At 47.7% G+C, this 21,019-nt stretch carries 19 protein-coding genes; 3 read left to right on the plus strand and 16 right to left on the minus strand.

What is annotated here, in order from left to right:
- Nucleotides 1-48: 48 nt before the first annotated feature.
- The 15 genes from ccmB to sixA form a co-directional block, all read right to left on the minus strand.
- Nucleotides 49-717, minus strand: coding sequence for a heme exporter protein CcmB (gene ccmB, locus G7083_RS01905; RefSeq protein ID WP_166013325.1), 669 nt, complete (start codon nucleotides 715-717; stop codon nucleotides 49-51).
- The gene (gene ccmA, locus G7083_RS01910) at nucleotides 714-1,340 is read right to left on the minus strand and encodes a cytochrome c biogenesis heme-transporting ATPase CcmA (RefSeq protein WP_166013326.1); all 627 of its coding nucleotides are present in this window, start codon (nucleotides 1,338-1,340) and stop codon (nucleotides 714-716) included. The genes ccmB and ccmA overlap by 4 nt, the downstream gene beginning before the upstream one ends.
- 259 nt (nucleotides 1,341-1,599) lie before the next feature.
- Nucleotides 1,600-2,079, minus strand: a complete 480-nt coding sequence (locus G7083_RS01915; protein ID WP_166013327.1) for a DUF2802 domain-containing protein — start codon at nucleotides 2,077-2,079, stop codon at nucleotides 1,600-1,602.
- Nucleotides 2,079-2,573: a chemotaxis protein CheW gene (locus G7083_RS01920; RefSeq protein WP_166013328.1), complete on the minus strand. Its 495-nt coding sequence runs from the start codon at nucleotides 2,571-2,573 to the stop codon at nucleotides 2,079-2,081. Before G7083_RS01920 ends, G7083_RS01915 begins: the two co-directional genes overlap by 1 nt.
- Before the next feature lie 54 nt (nucleotides 2,574-2,627).
- Nucleotides 2,628-3,614 carry a chemotaxis protein CheW gene (locus G7083_RS01925; RefSeq protein ID WP_166013329.1) on the minus strand — a complete coding sequence of 329 codons (987 nt, stop codon included), beginning with the start codon at nucleotides 3,612-3,614 and terminating at the stop codon, nucleotides 2,628-2,630.
- Complete coding sequence (locus G7083_RS01930) at nucleotides 3,607-4,383, minus strand: ParA family protein (RefSeq protein WP_166013330.1); 777 nt, start codon at nucleotides 4,381-4,383, stop codon at nucleotides 3,607-3,609. Before G7083_RS01930 ends, G7083_RS01925 begins: the two co-directional genes overlap by 8 nt.
- A gap of 9 nt (nucleotides 4,384-4,392) precedes the next feature.
- Nucleotides 4,393-5,517, minus strand: coding sequence for a chemotaxis response regulator protein-glutamate methylesterase (locus G7083_RS01935; RefSeq protein WP_166013331.1), 1,125 nt, complete (start codon nucleotides 5,515-5,517; stop codon nucleotides 4,393-4,395).
- A 26-nt stretch (nucleotides 5,518-5,543) separates the two neighbouring features.
- Nucleotides 5,544-7,835, minus strand: coding sequence for a chemotaxis protein CheA (locus tag G7083_RS01940; RefSeq protein WP_166013332.1), 2,292 nt, complete (start codon nucleotides 7,833-7,835; stop codon nucleotides 5,544-5,546).
- Nucleotides 7,836-7,843: 8 nt separating this feature from the next.
- Nucleotides 7,844-8,563 carry a protein phosphatase CheZ gene (locus G7083_RS01945; protein WP_166013333.1) on the minus strand — a complete coding sequence of 240 codons (720 nt, stop codon included), beginning with the start codon at nucleotides 8,561-8,563 and terminating at the stop codon, nucleotides 7,844-7,846.
- A gap of 55 nt (nucleotides 8,564-8,618) precedes the next feature.
- Entirely contained in the window at nucleotides 8,619-8,987 is a 369-nt protein-coding gene (cheY, locus tag G7083_RS01950; RefSeq protein WP_166014972.1) for a chemotaxis response regulator CheY, read from the minus strand.
- Between the two features lie 45 nt (nucleotides 8,988-9,032).
- Entirely contained in the window at nucleotides 9,033-9,767 is a 735-nt protein-coding gene (locus G7083_RS01955) for an RNA polymerase sigma factor FliA (protein ID WP_166013334.1), read from the minus strand.
- Nucleotides 9,760-10,650, minus strand: a complete 891-nt coding sequence (locus G7083_RS01960; RefSeq protein WP_166013335.1) for a MinD/ParA family protein — start codon at nucleotides 10,648-10,650, stop codon at nucleotides 9,760-9,762. Before G7083_RS01960 ends, G7083_RS01955 begins: the two co-directional genes overlap by 8 nt.
- 13 nt (nucleotides 10,651-10,663) lie before the next feature.
- The gene (gene flhF / locus G7083_RS01965; protein WP_166013336.1) at nucleotides 10,664-12,139 is read right to left on the minus strand and encodes a flagellar biosynthesis protein FlhF; all 1,476 of its coding nucleotides are present in this window, start codon (nucleotides 12,137-12,139) and stop codon (nucleotides 10,664-10,666) included.
- A 34-nt stretch (nucleotides 12,140-12,173) separates the two neighbouring features.
- The gene (gene flhA / locus G7083_RS01970) at nucleotides 12,174-14,267 is read right to left on the minus strand and encodes a flagellar biosynthesis protein FlhA (RefSeq protein ID WP_166013337.1); all 2,094 of its coding nucleotides are present in this window, start codon (nucleotides 14,265-14,267) and stop codon (nucleotides 12,174-12,176) included.
- A 224-nt stretch (nucleotides 14,268-14,491) separates the two neighbouring features.
- Nucleotides 14,492-14,959: a phosphohistidine phosphatase SixA gene (gene sixA, locus G7083_RS01975; protein ID WP_166013338.1), complete on the minus strand. Its 468-nt coding sequence runs from the start codon at nucleotides 14,957-14,959 to the stop codon at nucleotides 14,492-14,494.
- Nucleotides 14,960-15,143: 184 nt separating this feature from the next.
- On the opposite strand from sixA, the gene G7083_RS01980 reads away from it, so the two are divergent.
- On the plus strand, nucleotides 15,144-17,915 hold the full coding sequence (locus tag G7083_RS01980; RefSeq protein WP_166013339.1) for an insulinase family protein: 2,772 nt from the start codon (nucleotides 15,144-15,146) through the stop codon (nucleotides 17,913-17,915).
- Here the strand turns inward: G7083_RS01980 and G7083_RS01985 are convergent.
- Complete coding sequence (locus G7083_RS01985; protein ID WP_166013340.1) at nucleotides 17,893-18,516, minus strand: VOC family protein; 624 nt, start codon at nucleotides 18,514-18,516, stop codon at nucleotides 17,893-17,895. The two genes, G7083_RS01980 and G7083_RS01985, sit on opposite strands and share 23 nt — an antisense overlap.
- Before the next feature lie 199 nt (nucleotides 18,517-18,715).
- Here G7083_RS01985 and argS point away from each other — a divergent pair, with 199 nt between their 5' ends.
- Nucleotides 18,716-20,449 (plus strand): arginine--tRNA ligase, encoded by a 1,734-nt coding sequence (argS, locus tag G7083_RS01990; RefSeq protein ID WP_166013341.1) that lies wholly within the window; start codon nucleotides 18,716-18,718, stop codon nucleotides 20,447-20,449.
- 98 nt (nucleotides 20,450-20,547) lie between these two features.
- Nucleotides 20,548-20,979, plus strand: coding sequence for an HIT domain-containing protein (locus G7083_RS01995; protein WP_166013342.1), 432 nt, complete (start codon nucleotides 20,548-20,550; stop codon nucleotides 20,977-20,979).
- The last annotated feature ends 40 nt before the right edge of the window (nucleotides 20,980-21,019 follow it).

Consider the following 21,019-nt stretch of genomic DNA (forward strand, 5'->3'; position numbering starts at 1 on the left):
ATAAATTATGAATTTAAATCTCACGCAGGCTGCGTAAGTTCGAGCGAATTACTGCACACTCACGCGCAGTGCCGCACTGATCGCCAACGGGGTCAGTGTCATCGACCCGGCCAACATCGCGCCTAAAATGGCCAGTTGCCCGTTATATGCCATACCGAGGTTGGCCGCATCGATGGCTGACGTCGCAAAGATCAGCACGGGAATAAATAGTGGCAGCACCAGCAGACTCAATAGCACACCACCTTTGGGCAAGCCTACGGTTAACGCCACGCCAATCGCGCCAATAAAACTTAAGGTTGGAGTCCCGAGTAACAGCGTTAACACTACGGCTAACCAAGTTGCGCTATCAAACGCGAGTAAAATTGCCAGTAATGGACTGAGCAAAATCAGCGGTAATCCGGTCAATAACCAGTGTGCCACCACCTTAGCCAGTACCACTATCGCGAGCGGTAGCGGAGTCAGCATTGCCTGCTCTAAAGCGCCATCTTGAAAATCATCACGAAACAGCCGCTCTAACGAAAGTAAGGCGGCTAATAATGCCGCCACCCAGACGATACCAGGTGCAATGCGCGCCAATAACGCAGGCTCAGGGCCAACACTTAACGGAAACAGTGTGATCACTATGATAAAAAACCACAGCGGGTTAAACACATCGGCTTGACGGCGCAAGGCAATCAGCAATTCACGACGGATAAACTGAGTAAAAGCCGCCATCATAACCGTTCACCACCAAGGCGAATTTTACGCAGTTTAGGATTGTCGGCAAACATATCCTGATGGGTGGTTAGGATCACAATCCCTCCTTGCTCAGCATGAGCTAAAAATAGCGCTTCGAGGACTTTAACGCCCTGTTTATCAATCGCAGTCAATGGCTCATCGAGAATCCACAATGTTTTTTGGCTTAACCACAATCTCGCCAGTGCCACTCGACGCTGTTGGCCTGCGGAAAGTTGTGCCACTGGCACATCTTCTCGCCCCGCCATACCCACTTTAGCCAATGCTTCAAAAATAGCTGATTGCTCACAACTTTGCTGATGTACCGCTAAGTAAAAACGCAAATTTTCTAATGCAGTGAGTTCACGCTTGATGCCCGTTTGATGGCCTAAAAACAACAAATCTTGATGATAGCTTTCACGATCGGCTTGGATCCGGCGCTGCTGCCAGAGAATATCACCAGACTCGCACTCCGCAAGGCCGGCAATAATGCGCAATAATGTAGTTTTACCGGTGCCATTACGCCCTTCAATTTGGACTAATTCACCCGCTCCAATCTCAAAACTGAGTGCTTCAAATAAAGTCCGCTCATCACGGATCGCGGTAAGATTTTTAACTTGTAACATGCTTATCCACACACAGTATTAGGGGGCGATTATATTAGCACAGCAAGAGGCAGACTAAAGCCGCTAAGCGGCTTGTCCATCACGAAACTACGTAAGAAACTATTAAAACTTCGCAGATCTTGTCGACAAGTAACCCTTTGTAGTTAGCTGACTAATCATTTATCGGTATGCTTTTATTTCATACTACTCAGCAACAAAAAAGGAAGCTTGCGCTTCCTTCAACCATCGACACTCGTTGCAATCACTCACCAAACGGCATTTAAGATCTCACCTTATGGGTACGACCTTCCGGATGACTCGCTAAAGGCGGGATCGCCTCTTTACCCGCCAGCTTATTTTGCAGCGACATCATCAGCTCAGCTTCGGCTTTGGGCAGTTCACACTCTTGGATCAGTTCATTGAGATCGGCACCCAACTGCACCATTTTACTGGCTCGGGTATACAGACGCGCGTCTGCGTCGGTATTTTCTTGCTCCAGTAACCGATCATTTAAATGGCGGATCACATCTTGTTGCTCACTGACTTTTTGGCCTAAACCGACCATGGCCGAACGAACTTCCAGTAACTGTCGGTTGGACTTTTGCAACTCTTTATCCAGATGGCGGATCTGCTGACGAAAAAATTCGCTTTGCCGACGCAAAGCAAACTTGAAGCGCCATCCAATCAAAATGATGCCAAGCAAGATTGCTACCACACCCCCTGCCAAGGCAGAAGGTGTTAACCACGTTAAGTCAGCCATTATAGGTGAGCCATGTCGTCCCATTCTTCATCGCTGAGAAACTTATTCAGATCGACCAAGATCAACAACTTACCATCACGGTTGCTCACCCCTTGAATGAATTTGGAGCTTTCATCAGTGCCCACACTTGGGGTTGAATCAATTTCAGATGAACGCAAGTAAACCACTTCGGCCACGCTATCAACCAAAATACCAATCACTTGGCGTTCAGACTCAATCACAATGATCCGCGTGTTGTCGGTGATTTCACCTTGCATCAAACCAAAGCGTGAGCGGGTATCAATCACGGTCACAACATTGCCACGTAAGTTGATAATACCTAATACATAATCAGGCGCTCCTGGTACTGGCGCAATTTCTGTATAGCGCAACACTTCACGAACCTGCATTACGTTAATGCCGTAGGTTTCTTCTTCCAATTGGAACGTTACCCATTGAAGTACTTCATCGTTCGACTTGTCTTTTCTGAGTTTCACTTCATTCGCCTGAGACATACTTTTCCCTCTCTAAGTCGTTGCCGACTCTCAATATATTAGTTTTCCAGTACATTAATTTTCCAGTGCTTTTACATCGAGCCCAGCATTGAGCATCGCGATCAATGCTTGCACATGGATTAAAGCGCACATTTTTTGTTTAACCATACCCGCTAGCCAAGGTCGTTTACCCACCTGTTCACGCCAGCGTACTTTGTCACTACTGAGTAATTCGGTACCCATCAGCTGAGTGCTGGCCAATCCCCACGCACTCTCACCTAACATCACAATATACTGATAAGCTTGTTTGTAACTATCATCATGCAGCTTCTCAGCCATGACCCACTTCGCAGTATCCACCACATCAAGCTGGGTATCACGATTGGTTTGCAACCCCAAATACCAAGCGGGGCGACCAATTAAGTGATTCAGGCTTGCCATACGATGAATTCCGCCTAATTCCTCTAGTGGTACCGCAAACATGACACCATTCACATCAAAATAGAGCACTTGAAAATCGCTGGTACGGATGGTGTTGTTCCAGCTTCCGAGTTGAGCCGAGCCCGCTTGAGTTTCTGGTTCTACGGCGGCCACGCTCACCGGCTCAGCCACCACTTCCACTTCTTCCACCAAAGAGATCGCTGGTTCTACTTCACTCTCCGCCAGCGCCAAAGTTTCAGTAAACGTGATCTCTGGCTCACTATTTTCAATCTCCCATTCTTGGATCTCTTCCTGCACTGCGGCTGATTCGAGCTTAGGCTCCACTCGCACAATTTTGGCGGTATTCTCAGCAAAAATCGGTTCAAGATCCAAGTCTGCAATAGGGTTACTCGTTTCCAACTGGCTTAGCAAGCGCTGTACATCATCTAAGTTGGGCAGTTCGAGTTCTTCCAACTCGGCGTCCAAATAGCGAGGATTGAACACAGGCTGGACGACAGGAGCCGGTACCAAATCAGCAGGTGGTACAATTTGAGTTAACTCACTATCGGCTGTCTCTTCATCCAATAATGCGCTGAAGTAATCATTCAGCGCTTGTTCGCTTGAGATCAAGGTATTACTCATCGATAGCGAGCCTCTCTAAAAACAGCAGTAGCTGCTTATAGGCGAATACACCGCGACTGCTTTCCGCAAAATGAGAGGCCGGCAGACGCTGTAAACTGGCATCGCGAAACTTAGTATCAATAGGTACGGCAGAGGTCCAGACTTGAGCTGGATAATCCTTTTTCAACTGATTTAATGTGTGTAGCGACGCTCGAGTCCGCTTATCGTACATGGTGGGAACGATAGTGACTTTAAATTCACGGCTGCGCGATTTTTGCATAATCGCCAGCGTACGCACCATGCGCTCTAAGCCTTTCATGGCCAGAAATTCGGTCTGTACTGGGATCAAAATCCGATCACTGGCGGCCAATGCATTGACCATCATCACACCAAGGATCGGTGGACAATCGATCAGCACATAATCGTACGCATGGCGCAGCGCCAACAAAGCACGCTTTAGGATCAGCCCCATACCACTACGATTGCCCATCACCCGATCGAGAGTGGCCAATGACATATGTGCCGGGATAAGGTCAATCCCTTGAATATCGGTCTTTAAGATTAAAGGCCGCACCGTCGCTTCATTGTATTCCGCTAACTGAAACAGGTCGAATAAGCTCGCCGACACCCCATCTGAGTCATAGCCCAAATAGGTGGTCAGCGAAGCATGCGGGTCAGTATCCACCAGCAAAACACGCTTACCCTGCTGGCTTAATAAGCCAGCCAGAGTAATCGTGGTGGTGGTTTTTCCAACCCCACCTTTTTGGTTTGCGACACTCCAAACGATCATGGCGATTCCTTATGCGAGCCCGACTTCTACCAACATGCGCTCTGCGATTCTATCCAGTGGCAGATCTTCAGATGAGATGCCAGCCTTAGCCACCGCTTGTGGCATACCATACACCACACAGCTCTCTTCATCTTGTGCCCAAATCGTTGCACCAGCCTCTTTCAACATGCGTGCACCTTCACGGCCATCTGCTCCCATGCCAGTCAACACCATAGATAATACTTTGTCGGCAAAGATTTTAGCGGCAGAGCCAAAGGTGACATCCACACAAGGTTTGTAATTCATGCGGTCACCACCGTCAATAATGCGCAGCCGCGCATTACCTAAACGTCCATCCAACATCATTTGCTTGCCACCAGGAGCCAAATAAGCAACACCAGGGCGCAGAATATCACCGTCTTCAGCTTCTTTGACTTCAATCTTACACAACGAGTTAAGACGGCTAGCAAACGCTGCGGTAAACGTAGCAGGCATATGTTGGATCAGCACAATCGGGTGTGGATAATTGGCCGGTAATTTGGTCAAAATTTTCTGTAACGCCACCGGGCCACCGGTTGAGGTGCCAATCGCAGTGAGCTGATATTTTTTACCGGAAGCTTTAAAACGTGTGGTCGCGGCAGCGGGTACACTACGGCTGTTTAGCGCCATGCTCGATACCGCGCGCTCTTGTGCTAACGGAGCGCTCAGCGAACTAGATGACGCTGGCCGAGTGATCGTCGGACGACGTAAAAAGATTTTTTTCGAGGCGATCGAGAGCACGCGCTGTTGAAGTAGCGTGACCGCTTCATCACGGTTGCGTGCAATATCTTCAAATTTTTTGGGTAAAAAATCTAACGCTCCGGCATCTAACGCATCTAATGTTGCTTTAGCGCCATCATGGGTCAGAGAAGAGAACATCAAAATCGGTACAGGATTGCTGGCCATAATTTCACGGACCGCAGAAATACCATCCATCACCGGCATTTCAATATCCATCGTGATCACATCAGGCTTGAGTCGAGCGGCCTTTTCGACCGCTTCTTTGCCATTTACAGCAACATCAATGACTTCTAAACGCGATTCAGCGTTGATGATTTCACTCACCCGTCGACGGAAAAAGCTCGAATCATCAACCACTAATACTTTAATCGCCATGTTTATCCTTATCGTTATACTGCTAATCAGATCCGAGAGGCCGCCGCATACTGCTTAAGCAGATCCGGCACATCCAAAATCAGCGCGATATGGCCATCACTGGTGATGGTGGCTCCAGACATACCTGGAGTCCCCTGTAACAGCTTATCAAGCGGTTTGATCACCACTTCTTCTTGACCGATTAAGGTATCAACCACTAGACCAATCCGCTGGCTACCAATTTGGACAATCACCACATGGCCATGACCTTGACGCAGTTGTGCTTTACCTTGTTTCGGTGCAAGCCAGTTTTGCAAATAGAACAGCGGAATTGATTTTTCACGCACAATGATGGTCAGTTGACCATCAACAACGTTGGTCCGGCGCAGATCTAAATGGAAAATTTCATTAACACTCGCCAGAGGCAAGGCAAATGGATGGCCGGCGACACCAACCATCAAGGTCGGCAAGATGGCGAGTGTCAATGGCACTTTGATGGTAATTTTGGTGCCTTTACCAATGCTAGAATCAATATCGATCGAGCCATTCAGGGTATTGATCGCGGTTTTCACCACGTCCATGCCAACCCCACGGCCTGAAATATCGGAGATTTTTTCCTTGCTTGAGAAGCCCGGCATAAAGATCAGATTGAAGCACTCTTTATCGGTTAAACGCGCTGCTGCATCTTCATCCATCACGCTTCGTTTTACCGCGATAGCACGCAGTTTATCCGGATCCATTCCCGCGCCATCATCCACGATAGCCAGTTCGATATGATCGCCTTCCTGAGAAGCAGAAAGGATCACTTTACCCGTACGCGCTTTGCCATTTTTGGCACGCTCATCTGGCATTTCAATACCGTGATCGACCGAGTTGCGCACCAAGTGAATGAGCGGATCAGCCAGCGCTTCAACCAGATTTTTATCTAAATCGGTATCTTCGCCACGCAGCTCAAGATCAATGTCTTTATTTAGGCTACGAGCTAAATCACGTACCACGCGAGGGAAACGCCCAAACACTTTTTTGATTGGCTGCATGCGGGTTTTCATTACCGCGCCTTGTAAATCAGCCGTCACAACATCGAGGTTGGCCACCGCTTTTGACATCTCTTCATCATTGCTGTTCAGGCCAAGACTCAGCAGACGGTTACGCACCAATACTAACTCACCCACCATATTCATAATGGTATCGAGGGTTGAGGTGTCAACCCGAACGGTCGATTCAGCTTGGGCTTTTTTCGCCCCACCGGTTGCTGCAACTTCACGAGACTCATCCGCCTCTTTTAGCGCAGCAACGGGTGCTTTTGCGGCAGGTTTTTGCACGGTCATCGGTTTAGCCACAGGAGCCGCGACAACTGGACTAGGTTTATCTATAGCTTGACTAACCAAGGTTTGAGCTGTCGATGAGTGGGCAGATTCCGCCACTGAACGCGTCGCCATATCGAGCTCTTCGACTGACGGTCCTTTACCGGAACCATGCAGCTCATCGAGCAGTCGCTCAAACTCATCATCACTCATTAAATCATCGCCACTTGTGCTGATTTTCGCTGCCGCAGCAGGTTTTTCAGTATGGTTAGAGACGCTGGCTGGTGATGAAGCCAAGGATTCAATCGATGGACCTTTACCCACGCCATGCAACTGATCCAGTAATTTTTCGAACTCGTCATCGGTGATATCGCCACCGATATCAGCATGGGGGGCTGATGAAGTCGGCACTGCAGCGTTATTTTGCTCCGTTCCCGGTGCTTTACCTTTACCGTGTAGCTCATCTAACAGCTTTTCAAACTCATCATCGGTAATATCGTCGATCGAGCCCTGATGAACCGCGCTGTCATTATTCGACACGGGTGCCTCAATGATTGCTTCAGTCTCGACAACGACCTTAGCAACAGCCTCGACTACCGGCTCTGCCGCGAGTTCCACGTCATGTGATTCGGTTTCATCATCGCTTGCTGGTTTGCTTAAACGGTGCAGTTCATCCAGCAACGCTGGATCCGCGCTTTGCAGCGATTCACCATCTTGTACCGCACGGAACTGCTCATTGACCGTATCCAACGCTTTGAGCATGGTATCCATCAAACTTGGAGAAACGTGTCGCTGACCATTACGTAGGATGTCAAACACGTTTTCAGCACCGTGGCAGGTCTCCACCAGCTCGGATAATGCTAAGAAACCAGCCCCACCTTTTACGGTATGAAAACCACGGAATATGGCATTCAATAGATCGCGATCTTCAGGATTATTTTCCAGTTCAACCAGTTGCTCGGAAAGCAACTCCAAAATTTCGCCGGCTTCCACCAGAAAGTCCTGCAGAATGTCTTCGTCTAATTCGTAGCTCATAGGTACCCCTAAAATCCAAGACTCGATAACAAATCGTCAACTTCGTCTTGCGATGAGACAGCATCAATTCTTTCATGAGGATTCATGATTGGTCCCTCTACGGCGGTTGATGCTATGGTCGGCTTATCGGCTGGCTCTTCTTGTTGTGTGGCGCCAAATACCATTAAGATCTCAATCAAACGGCTTTCAACTTCATTAACTAAGTTGATCACGCGCTTGATGATCTGTCCGGTTAAATCCTGAAAATCTTGCGCCAGCAAAATTTCCGTCAATTCTCCACGTAACTGGCTACTGTCACCTTCAACTTGTGACAACATGTCATCAATTCGATGGCACAGGGATTTAAAACTGACCAGTTCAATTTGTCCCTTCATCAAACGATTCCATTCCGGGCGGATCTGCAACAAACTTTCATGTAACTGATCAGCAATCGGCATACACCGATCTACCGCATCCATCGTTTTATTGGCTGCCACTTCCGTTTTCTGCATCACGTAGTGCAATCTTTCCCGCGCGTCCGGAATTTCATCGGTCGCGATTTGATTGAAGCGTTCATCAATATGAAAATTTTTCAACGATTCATGTAAATCCCGTGTCAACATCCCTATCTCGTTGAACATAGGATTGCTTGCAGACTCATAAACATAGGTCAGCAAGCGATTCGCTTCGTCTTGCTGGCCCTGTTCTAAAAGTTGCACGAGTTGTTTAGCCTGTTCTAATGCAATCATCCTGAATCAGCCTTGTACGCCTGTCGGTAGAGCGTTGTTTGCTACTGTAAACGCCTTATAAACGCTCAAAAATTTTCTCTAGCTTCTCTTTCAGCGTGGCTGCGGTGAATGGTTTTACAATGTAACCATTGACTCCAGCTTGAGCGGCTTCAATGATTTGCTCGCGTTTCGCTTCTGCGGTGATCATCAGTACAGGCAGGTGCTTTAATTGTTCGTCAGCACGAATGTTTCTAAGTAGATCAATACCTTGCATTCCTGGCATATTCCAGTCAGTCACGACAAAGTCAAAGTCACCTTTCTTGAGCATTGGCAATGCAGTTAAGCCATCATCCGCTTCCTGCGTATTGTTGAATCCTAGATCTCGAAGTAGGTTTTTAACGATTCGGCGCATTGTTGAAAAGTCATCAACAATAAGGATCTTCATGTTTTTATTCAAAATTGCCTCCACTGAGTTTGAAATCAGTGATATTTAATCATTCCGAGTCCAAGAACTTAACTTGGTTCTTAGTCGCTGTATTGCTTGGCTGAGTATTTGGCTAACGCGAGATTCACTAACCCCAAGTACCTCACCAATTTCTTTTAAATTTAGTTCTTCATCATAATAGAGCGAAAGCACTAACGCTTCACGCTCTGGTAGTGATTTTATTGATTCAACCAGTGCTTTGCGGAAAGATTGTTCAGCAACGCCCTGAAATGGAGAATTTTCATCTCCCTCTTCAAACGGTGAAATGGCATCATCCGAAATACCGAGATCTTCTATCCCAACAATCCGTGAACAATTAATGTCCATCAGTGCGCTGTGATACTGCTCTAGCGACATCTCTAAAAATTTGGCCACTTCGGCATCGGTTGGATCACGATTAAGCTCTCCTTCGAGCACCGCTATCGCTTGACTGATTTCCCGATTGTTTTTATGTACCGATCGCGGAACCCAGTCACCACGTCGGATATCGTCGAGCATCGCCCCACGGATCCGAATTCCAGCATAGGTTTCAAAACTGGCACCTTTGCTTCCATCATAATTCTTTTGTGCCTCAAGTAAGCCAACCATTCCTGCTTGGATCAGGTCTTCAATCAGCACACTCGGAGGTAAACGACCAATTAAATGATGGGCGATACGCTTAACCAATACCGAATACTTCTCAATAAATAGCTGCTGACTATTTAGATTTCCGTATTGATCGTATGTAAGCGCTTTATTCACCAAAAGGCTCCCCTACAATAATGTCAGGCCGATTAAGTAAGCGTTCTACGAAAAACTCTAAGTGTCCACTTGGGGTACGAGGTATCGGCCAAGTTAACGCTTTGCTTGCCAATGAGCTTATCGCCAGCGCCGCAGGCGAACGAGGATACGCATCCACTACGATCTTTTGCCGTTTAACCGCTTGCCGCACATTGTCGTCGAGAGGGATGCAGGCGACAAGTTCTAAGCTCACATTTAAAAACCGTTCTGTGACTAAGGTTAACTTAGCGAACAATTCTCGGCCTTCTCGATAGCTTCTCACCATGTTGGCGACGATTTTAAACCGTTGTACTTGATGCTCTTTACTGAGCAGTTTGATCAGTGCATAAGCATCGGTGATGGACGTCGGTTCATCACACACCACCACCACCACATCTTGTGCGGCACGCGAAAAGCTCACCACCATATCCGAAATGCCAGCCGCAGTATCAATCAGCAGGATATCCATCTCATCTTCTAGCGAACCAAAAGCACGGATTAATCCAACATGCTGCGCATGGGACAATTCAGTCATCGATTGAGTACCCGATGTCGCAGGGATGATGCGAATACCATGCGGACCATCAACGATCGCATCTTTAAGTTCACATTCACCGGCAAGAACATGGCCTAAGTTACGTTTAGGTCGGATCCCGAGCATGACGTCAATATTGGCTAAGCCTAAGTCGGCGTCGAGCACCATCACTTTTTTACCTTGTTTGGCCATGCAAATAGCCATGCCTAGGGTGACATTCGATTTTCCTACACCACCTTTACCACCGGTGACGGCAATCACTTTCGTCACCGAGGGTTGTGTTAAACGGCGTAGGCCGCTTGCTTGGTCATATATCATTTTATTTGTCATACCTGTCCGCCACCTAGAATCTCTCTGCATCACTGGTCCAGTAATGAGGTTCATCTTCAGTCGACTTCTCTAGCAATTCGTTTGCCTTTACGACCATGTATTTGGGTTGTGCGATTACAATATCTTCGGGCACTCGTTGTCCATTTGCGATATACGCAACGGGCAACGCATTTTGTACAACGACACTGACAAATTCCCCTAAACTGAGGCACTCATCGAGTTTGGTCATAATGCACCCAGAAAGTGGTATCCTTCTGAAATGCTCTATGGTTTCTTGCAGCACTTTACGCTGTGCTGTCGCAGGTAACACAAGGTAGCTATGAATAATTTCTCCGCTTTCTTGCATTAAGGTATCAAGCTGCTCGGATAAGCGAACATCACGCTGTCCCATCCCTGCCGTATCGACCAAAATTAACTGTCGATTACGTAGTTGATAAATAATATCGGCTAACTCGTTGGAATCTTTAGCAACTCTTACCGGACAACCCATAATTCGGCCATAAATCGACAATTGTTCATGAGCACCAATCCGATAGGTATCGGTGGTGACCAATGCGACATTGTCTGAGCCAAATTCCATCGCAGCGCGTGCCGCTAATTTGGCGACGGTGGTGGTTTTCCCCACCCCTGTCGGACCAAGCAGAGCCACCACACCACCACGTTTGAGAATGTCATGTTTAACAACTGGAATTTGATCAGAGACCAAACCCAGTAACGCCTTCCACGCTTTGGGCGGCGGGGTATCTTCTGGAATATAACACGCTAGTTGATCCGCCATTTCCAGCGAAACTCCCATCCGCTCTAAGCGCTTGATTAACATCGCGCGTAGCGGTTCACGGCGCTCTACTTCTTGCCACATTAATCCGGAAACTTGATGCTCAAGCAGGCGACGAATCGAGTTCATCTCTTCACGCATCGACTCTAGTTCACTGGCGGCTACGCTCGGCTCCGGAGCTGTATTGCGATCATAACGTGTCGGATCGAGACGTGGCTTATGGCGAGTACTAGTATCATCTTGCAATAATTGACTGAGCGCCGACTCTGGACGTTGGCGATCGGTTAAACGTCTAGCCTGCGGTGCACGATTGTCTGACTGACGTTTGAGCAAAGCTGAAAGTGAATCTTCATTTTCGGCACGGTGCGCTGGCTCATCGCTGGCACCGTGACTGTATTGCTTAAGCATATTGGCAAAACGGCGCGTCATCGAACGACCATTATCGGCGCTCGACTGTAGACTGACCCGATCATCGGCTAATTCTCGATTTTTTGTCGCCGCGATCGAGGGTGAAACTTGGTTATACGCAGGTCGAGGCTGCGAGCTGTAAAGTTGAGCAGGCGCAGGCGCGGTATCACCATCAACGGCCGCCACAATTTCGACGCCACCTGCGACTTTTTTATTGGACATGATCACCGCATCCACGCCCAGCTCTTCTTTGATCTGCAGCAGCGCGGTTTTCATATCTTTGGCAAAAAATCGTTTTATTTTCAAAGCAGATTTCCGTCTTTAAACAATGTGCCGACGATTAATTTCCCACAGCCTGCACAATTCGAATTTGTTTCTCATCGGGGATCTCTTGATAAGAGAGTACGCGAAGATTTGGAATGGTATTTTTCACAAATTTCGCCAGTGTTGAACGCAACACACCAGAGGTCAGCAATACTGCAGGCTCTCCTTTCAACTCCTGCTCTTGAGTTGCATGGCTAAGCGCCATTTGCAGTCGTTCAGCTAATCCAGGCTCAATGCCCGCCGATTCCCCACCTGAAGCTTGCATAGTCTGATGCAAAATTTGTTCCAGCTCTGGAACTAGGGTTATCACGGGCAATTCAAGCTCTACCCCATTGATTTCTTGGACAATCAACCGTTTTAGCGCGATACGCACTGCCGCGGTCAAAATGTCAGGTTCTTGACTCTTACTGGCGTATTCAGAAAGTGTTTGGATAATCGTTCGAATATCACGAATGGGGATCGCCTCATGCAGCAGATTTTGCAGCACTTTGACCACCACTCCGAGCGACAGCTGATCCGGCACAAAATTTTCCACCAATTTAGGCGCTGAGCGAGAAAGCATTTCCAGCAGATTTTGTACTTCTTCGTAGCCAATTAACTGCGCCGCGTTATTGGTCAGCAGTTGGCTAAGATGAGTGGCAAGTACCGTTGATGAATCGACGACGGTATAACCCAGCGCTTGCGCGTGCTCACGCTGCTCTTCGCGGATCCACACCGCATCCAAACCAAACGCAGGGTCACGGGTGGCCTCACCATCGATCATGCCATACACCTGACCGGGGTTAATCGCCAGCTCTTGGTCGGGGCGGATTTCGGCCTCTCCCACCGCAACGCCCATTAAGGTGATGCGGTAACTATTGGGCGTCAATTCTAAGTTGTCACGAATATGTACCGATGGGATCAAAAAACCAAAATCTTGCGACAGTTTTTTGCGTACCCCTTTAACACGTTCCAATAACTCGCCACCTTGATCTTTATCGACCAATGGGATCAGCCGATAACCCACTTCCAAGCCGATCACATCAACGGGCTGCACATCATCCCAAGAGAGTTCACGTTGGGTTGGCGCATCGAGATGACTCTTGGCTGGCAGGTGCTTATCTTCTGTTTTGGTTTTCTGCTTGCGCTGTAACCAATATGCTACGCCACCGGCTAAGAGTGCTAACAATAAGAAAGCAAAATGTGGCATGCCAGGGACAATCCCCATCACTCCCAGAATACCTGCAGTAATAGTTAACGCTTTCGGATTATCAAATAACTGAAAAATGAGCTGTTGGCCCATATCTTCATCAGTATTTTGACGAGTAACCATCATTGCCGCGCCAATTGACAACAGCAGTGATGGAATTTGTGCTACGAGGCCATCACCAATCGTGAGTAAGGTGTAGATTTCAATCGCTTCTTTGAAACTAAGACCATACTGGATCATGCCAATACTAAGACCACCGATAATATTAAGAAACAAGATCAAAATACCGGCAATCGCATCACCTTTAACAAATTTTGACGCACCATCCATTGAGCCATAAAAATCGGCCTCCTTGGTCACTTCGAAACGTCGCAGGCGCGCTTGCTCCTGATCAATTAACCCTGCGTTTAAGTCAGCATCAATCGCCATCTGCTTACCGGGCAATGCATCTAAGGTAAAGCGAGCGCTTACTTCTGAAATTCGTCCTGCACCTTTGGTCACCACCATAAAGTTGATGATCATCAGGATCAAAAACACCACTAAACCAACTGCGTAGTTACCACCGATCACCACATTACCAAAGGCCTCAATCACATTACCCGCCGCGCCAGGCCCTTCATGACCATACAGTAACACCACTCGTGTCGAGGCGACGTTGAGCGCCAAGCGCAGTAGTGTCGCGATCAGCAAAACCGTCGGAAATGCAGCAAAATCCAGTGGACGTCGAGTATAGACCGTAACCAACAGCACGATGAGTGAGAGAGCAATGTTGAAGGTAAAGAATAAATCCAGCAGAAAGGCTGGGATAGGCAGCACAACCATCGCCAATGCCGCCAGCACCATAACCGGAGCACCGATCGCGGGTATGCTGCGCTGTGGAATAGCAGGTAATTTGTCCGCAAATGGCAGAGTAAATTTCATAAATGTCTGGCTGTCACTGAAAGGTTAAACGGAAGATTATTATTGGCGCACCGTATGAATGGTACTACTGAATGCAATTTTCAGTCCATAATATACGTCAATTTTATGACAACCCAAATATCACCATTAATTGTTTGAAAACAGATCGTTAAAAACAGGACATTAAAAAGCGCCAACTAAGACGCTCTTTTTCACTCAATCACACCGGGTGTGATTGGCGCAGATTAAGGATAAATATTCCATAACACCTGCCCGGTCTGGGTCAGCGGATCATAATCAATACACATCATCCCCGAGGTTGGAAACATGGGGGGGATCATCTCATCGACCAATTCAGCCACCAAATAGCCAACTAGAGGCAAATGCGAAACCAATAGCACTGACTGCAACTGTTCGATATCAATCAAGGCAGCTAAGTAATCGAATACCCGATCTGACTGTCCATAAGGGGTGATCTCATCACAGGTTTGCACTTTTGCTGCCGAAAAATGCTCCGCCAGTACTTGCCACGTTTGTCGTGCTCGCAGGTAAGGGCTCACCAACACCAGATCAAAACCACTCACGCCCTGTTGACTAACACTGGCGCCAGCCACGGCAGCGGACTCATCACACCCACGTTCGGTTAATGATCGCTGTGCATCACTGGCCGCAAACTGCTGCGCCTCACCATGACGCATAATATAAATCTTCATGTACACTACCTAAGCTATGCAGTCTATGGCTGCTCAATTTTTGTGATTATAACAGCAGTCAAGCTAAAGACCTCGACTTCGTTAACAGTCTATAAAAAAGCTCCACGACCGACTAAACTGACTGCTACCATCCTCAAGATATCGACATGATTTGCCATTGCCGCTATCAATCCGGAGAAATACTGTGCATATCAGCCCTAATGATACCAATCAGTACCGTTATATCACCTTAAACAATGGGTTACGTACACTGCTGATCCACAGTCCAAATGCCAGCAAATGTGCCGCGGCTCTGGCGGTCAATGTTGGTCATTTTGATGATCCAATCGAACGGCAAGGCTTAGCACACTATCTCGAACACATGCTGTTTTTGGGTACCGAAAAATACCCGAAAGTAGGTGAATTTCAACATTTCATTACTCAACATGGCGGTTCGAATAATGCTTGGACGGGTACTGAACACACCTGTTTTTTCTTTGATATTGCACCCAATATTTTTACGAAAGCCCTCGACCGTTTCAGCCAATTTTTTATCGCACCACTGTTTAATCCTGAAGCGTTAGATAAAGAGCGACAAGCGGTCGATTCAGAATACAAACTCAAACTGAAAGATGAATCACGTCGCCTGTATCAAGTACAAAAAGAAACCATAAATCCGCGTCATCCGTTCAGCCAATTTTCGGTCGGCAACGCGCAAACCCTTAGTGATGGTGATCAAAGTTCCATTCGTGATGAACTGCTGGATTTCTATCAAAATCACTATTCGGCCAAATTAATGACGCTGGTTTTAACTGGTCCACAAAGCATTGAGCAGTTGACACTGTGGGCAGAAAACTATTTTGCCCACATTCCAAGCCCACCGCGCAAGCTTAAGCCATTGCCACCTTTTGTTGAACGAGAACACATCGGCATTTTGATTCAGGTTGAACCAATCAAAGAACTGCGTAAGCTAATCTTAGCCTTTGTGCTGCCGAGCACAGCAAATGACTATCATAACAAGCCGCTCTCTTACTTAGCCCATTTGATCGGAGATGAAAGTCAAGGCAGCCTGCTGCAAGCGCTCAAAGAGCAAGGTTGGATCACTAGCCTCTCTGCGGGTGGTGGGATCAGTGGCCGTGACTACCGCGAGTTCGCGATCAGTTGCTTGCTCACCCCACAAGGATTAGAGCATGTGGATGAGATCATCCAAAGCGTATTCCAAACGCTGGATTTAATTGCCAGCCAAGGGCTACAAGCTTGGCGTTATCAAGAAAAACGTGCGGTGCTAGAGTCAGCCTTTCGCTTCCAAGAAACTCAGCGACCACTGGATATGGCCAGCCATTTAGTGATCAACATGCAGCATTATGCGGCGCAAGATACCATTTATGGCGACTATATGATGATGGGTTTTGAGCAAGCACAGTTGGAAGAGATTTTAAGCCATCTCAGCCCAGAAAATCTGCGCGCTACCTTAATTGCCAAAGGAAGCCATTATGATCAGATTGCTCAGTGGTACTTCACCCCTTATTCGGTCACACCATTCAGTACCGAACAATTGCGTCGTTTCCGCACCCCCTTAGATTTGCCACTCAAATTGCCCGAACCAAACCCGTTCATCTGCGATGAGCTTAATCCAGCAGACATCAAACAAATCACTGCGTACCCCCAAGTGCTGCAAGATTTGCCGGGCTTTAAACTTTGGCACCAACAAGATACCGAATTTAGAGTTCCGAAAGGGGTTATTTACATCGCGATTGATAGCCCACATGCGGTGGCCAGTTGTCGCAATATTGCCATGACCCGCTTATGTGTTGAGATGTTTTTAGACACTTTAGCCAAACAAACCTATCAAGCCGAAATCGCCGGCATGAGCTATAACCTGTACGCTCATCAGGGTGGGGTAACCTTGACGCTGTCTGGTTTTAGTCAAAAATTGCCACAACTGATGGCGCTGATCCTCAATAAATTTGCTGAGCGTGATTTTCAGCCCCAACGCTTTAATACCATCAAACAGCAGTTGACCCGTCACTGGCGTAATGCGGCGCATGACAAACCGATATCACAGCTATTTAATGCGCTAAGCGGACTGCTGCAACCGAATAATCCGCCGTATGCTGACTTACTGGCCGCGATTAAAACGGTGCATGTCGAAGAGCTGGCCGGTTTTGTCGAGGCGATTTTGGCACAACTGCATATTGAAATGTTGGTCTATGGTGACTGGCCTGCCGATCAAGCACATCAAATGGCCAGCATGCTTAAACAGGCACTGCGTGTGCAAGGTCAAACTTACCAAATCGCACTGCGCCCGCTGGTAATGCTTGGCAAGCATGGAACCTTTCAGCGCGAAGTTGATTGCCAACAAGATGATTCTGCGATTGTGGTTTATTACCAATCAACCGAGGTGAGTCCACGTAATATTGCCTTATATTCGTTAGCCAATCATTTAATGTCAGCCGCATTTTTTGATGAAATTCGCACCAAACAGCAATTAGGTTATATGGTCGGTACCGGTAATATGCCGTTAAATCGCCATCCGGGCTTAATTATGTATGTGCAGTCACCTTCCGCCCCGCCGAGTGAATTAATCCGTGCGATTGATGAGTTTTTAAATGCGCTGTACCTGGTGTTACTTGAGTTAAACGAATATCAATGGCATAGCAGTAAACGGGGCTTATGGAACCAAATTGCCGCCCCCGATCCAACACTAAGAGTGCGAGCCCAACGGCTCTGGGTCGCGATTGGCAATCAAGATCTGAGCTTTGATCAACGAGAGCAAGTGTTGCAGGAACTAAAAACACTCAGTCGCGCCGATATGATCCGCTTTGTGGTCAATCAATTGAAACCCCGCACAGCGCACCGCTTGATCATGCACAGCCAAGGCCAAGCGCATCATGCGCAGTCTACTTGGCAACTGGGTCAAGCCATCACCTCAGTTGAGCAATTCCAACAGCGCACTAAAGCTTATGATGTGGGTTAGCTTGATCGGCAGCTTCACTAGCGACAATCGTCGCTAACGCGTGGGGGTGGAGCTTAACGCACACCCCTTGCCATTGAAAAGCCAGCGTAGGATTGGCTAAGCGCTCCCCCTCCCCCTGCGGACTGGATAATTTAACTTGAATTCCCAGCTCACGGAGAAAATCCCATTTTACTGCCAACACGGGATATCGCTGCTGCAGCTCAATACAAAACTCTGCCGCGCTTGAAGATGACGCAGGGATCACAAACTCAACATGCTCCCAACTTTGCACTGGATAGGTTTTTCCTAACCCAGGATAAGGCAATTCTAAACACTCAATCTGCCAGTGGCTAATCGACAGCGGTTGATAAAAGCGAATCACGATGATCGGCCGACCGTTAATCTGCGCACACGAGATTTGTTGACCATAGTCTAACCAGGCCAGATGCGCCGCTTGTGCCAATGCTGGATCATTAATTCGCAGTGCAATATGGTCTAGCTGATGTTCACGCAGATCTAAGCCTAAAAGATCAAGCAATTGCTCAATTTTAGCCATAAATAAGCCCAGTTTTTCGAGCAGTTGCTCTGGAGCCAGCCCTGTCTCACAAAGTTGTGGTTGCATTGGTTCCCCTTAAAATGCCAGTTTGCGCGCGATACTAGCAAGATTGACAGCAAAAGGTGAAAATTTCCTATGCATCACCCTAGGTGCTCAGGCTGAATATTGTTATCATAACGACCAATTAAACCATATTATTGTGATATGCCTCACTCTCCACATGACGGCATTCCATCTCTATTTCCTTGAATTGAAGGGCAAACGTGTGAATATCCAAGCACTGATCAATCAGAGAGTTTCTCAGGCTATTGAAGCCGCAGGCGCACCCGCTGGCACTCCAGCACTCGTTCGTCAATCGGCTAAAGCCCAATTTGGTGACTACCAAGCCAATGGCATCATGGGTGCCGCGAAACAACTAGGCTGCAATCCTCGAGAGTTTGCACAAAAAGTGTTGGATGTTCTGAATCTTGACGGTATCGCCAGCAAAACTGAAATCGCAGGTCCGGGTTTTATCAATATTTTCCTGAGCGAAACCTTTTTGGCCGCTCAAGCCGAAGCGGCACTCGCCGATGAACGCCTAGGTGTCGCCCAAGATGCCCCCCAAACCATCGTTGCCGATTACTCAGCGCCTAACGTTGCCAAAGAGATGCATGTCGGCCATTTGCGTTCCACCATTATTGGTGATGCAGTGGTGCGCACGTTGGAATTCTTGGGCCATAATGTGATCCGCGCTAACCACATAGGAGACTGGGGCACACAATTTGGCATGCTGATCGCTAACCTTGAGCGGGTACAACAAGCCTCTGGCGAAGTGTCAATGGAACTGGCCGATCTGGAAGCGTTCTACCGTGAATCAAAACAGTTGTATGATGAAGATCCGCAGTTTGCCGAAACGGCACGTAGCTATGTGGTAAAACTGCAAGGCGGCGATCCCTTCTGCCTCGCGATGTGGAAAAAATTGGTCGATGTCACCATGATCCAAAACCAGCGTAACTATGATCGTCTTAATGTATCGCTGACCCGTGATAATGTAATGGGTGAGAGCATGTACAATGACATGCTGGCGCAGATTGTCAGCGACCTGCAAGCCAAAGGCTTAGCGGTTGAAGATGATGGTGCACAAGTGGTGTTCTTGGATGAGTTCAAGAATAAAGACGGCGAAGCCATGGGCGTGATCATCCAAAAACGCGATGGTGGCTTCCTCTACACCACCACTGATATTGCGTGTGCTAAATACCGCTATGAGACTCTTGGTGCGGATCGCGTACTGTACTTCATTGACTCACGCCAACATCAACATTTGATGCAGGCTTGGACCATTGTGCGCAAAGCAGGTTATATTCCTGAGCAAGTGAGCTTAGAACACCATGCTTTTGGCATGATGCTCGGTAAAGATGGTCGCCCATTTAAAACTCGTGCGGGCGGAACGGTGCGTTTAGCGGATTTGCTGGATGAAGCTCAAGAGCGTGCTAGCACATTAATTGAGTCAAAAAATCCAACTCTGTCTGCCGAAGAAAAAGCCAACATCGCCAACACAGTAGCGATGGCTGCGGTCAAATACGCGGATCTGTCCAAACACCGCACCACCGATTATGTATTTGATTGGGATAACATGTTGGCCTTTGAGGGCAATACTGCGCCTTATATGCAATATGCCTATACTCGCGTCGCCTCGATTTTTGCCAAAGCGGGAATTGAGATGAACCAGTTGACTGGTCATATTCAAATTACTGAAGAAAAAGAGAAGACCCTAGCTGCCAAACTGCTGCAGTTTGAAGAAGCGGTCCAAGCGGTCGCTCGTGAAGGTCAACCACACCTGATGTGTAGCTATCTGTTTGAGTTAGCGGGCCTATTCTCTAGCTTCTACGAAGCTTGCCCAATTTTAGTGGCAGAGCAAGAGAGCGTGAAACAGAGCCGCTTGCAACTCGCTGCACTGACCGCAAAAACCATCAAACAAGGTCTTGCGTTACTGGGAATTGAGACGCTAGAAAGAATGTAATCATCTTGCATAATAAAGGTTGGCACTTCGCCAACCTTTATTTTATGACTGACTGGGTTAATAAAACATCACCACTTATTGTGCTTAAGAGGCATCACATGCTGCACTTTGAACTGCATTCACAACTGCAAAAAGATACCGATGTGATCGGCTACTTTCCGCTCTGCATCGCCCTATTACATAAAGATGCTGCGGTGCCTTGGATTATTTTAGTCCCACAGCGTGCCAATCTGCGCGAATTGCATCATTTACCAATGCAAGAGCAGCAGCAATTTTTGCTTGAATCACAAATCGTCAGCCAAACGCTAGAACACCTATTCAATCCTGACAAACTGAACTTAGGTGCGCTGGGCAATATGGTGCCGCAGCTACACATTCACCATATCGCGCGCTTTACTAGCGATATTGCGTGGCCGGGCCCTGTGTGGGGCAGAACCTCAGGCCAGTTACGCTCACCCTCTGAGCAGCAAGATCTGCTAAATACACTCCGCACAACCCTGAGTTCACATTCACTCTTTAAGCCAACATAAAATCGATTTAAGTCACTCCTTTTCGAGCATAAACCCTTTC

It is taken from the genome of Vibrio sp. HDW18 (assembly GCF_011306175.1).
GTDB lineage: Bacteria > Pseudomonadota > Gammaproteobacteria > Enterobacterales > Vibrionaceae > Vibrio > Vibrio chanodichtyis.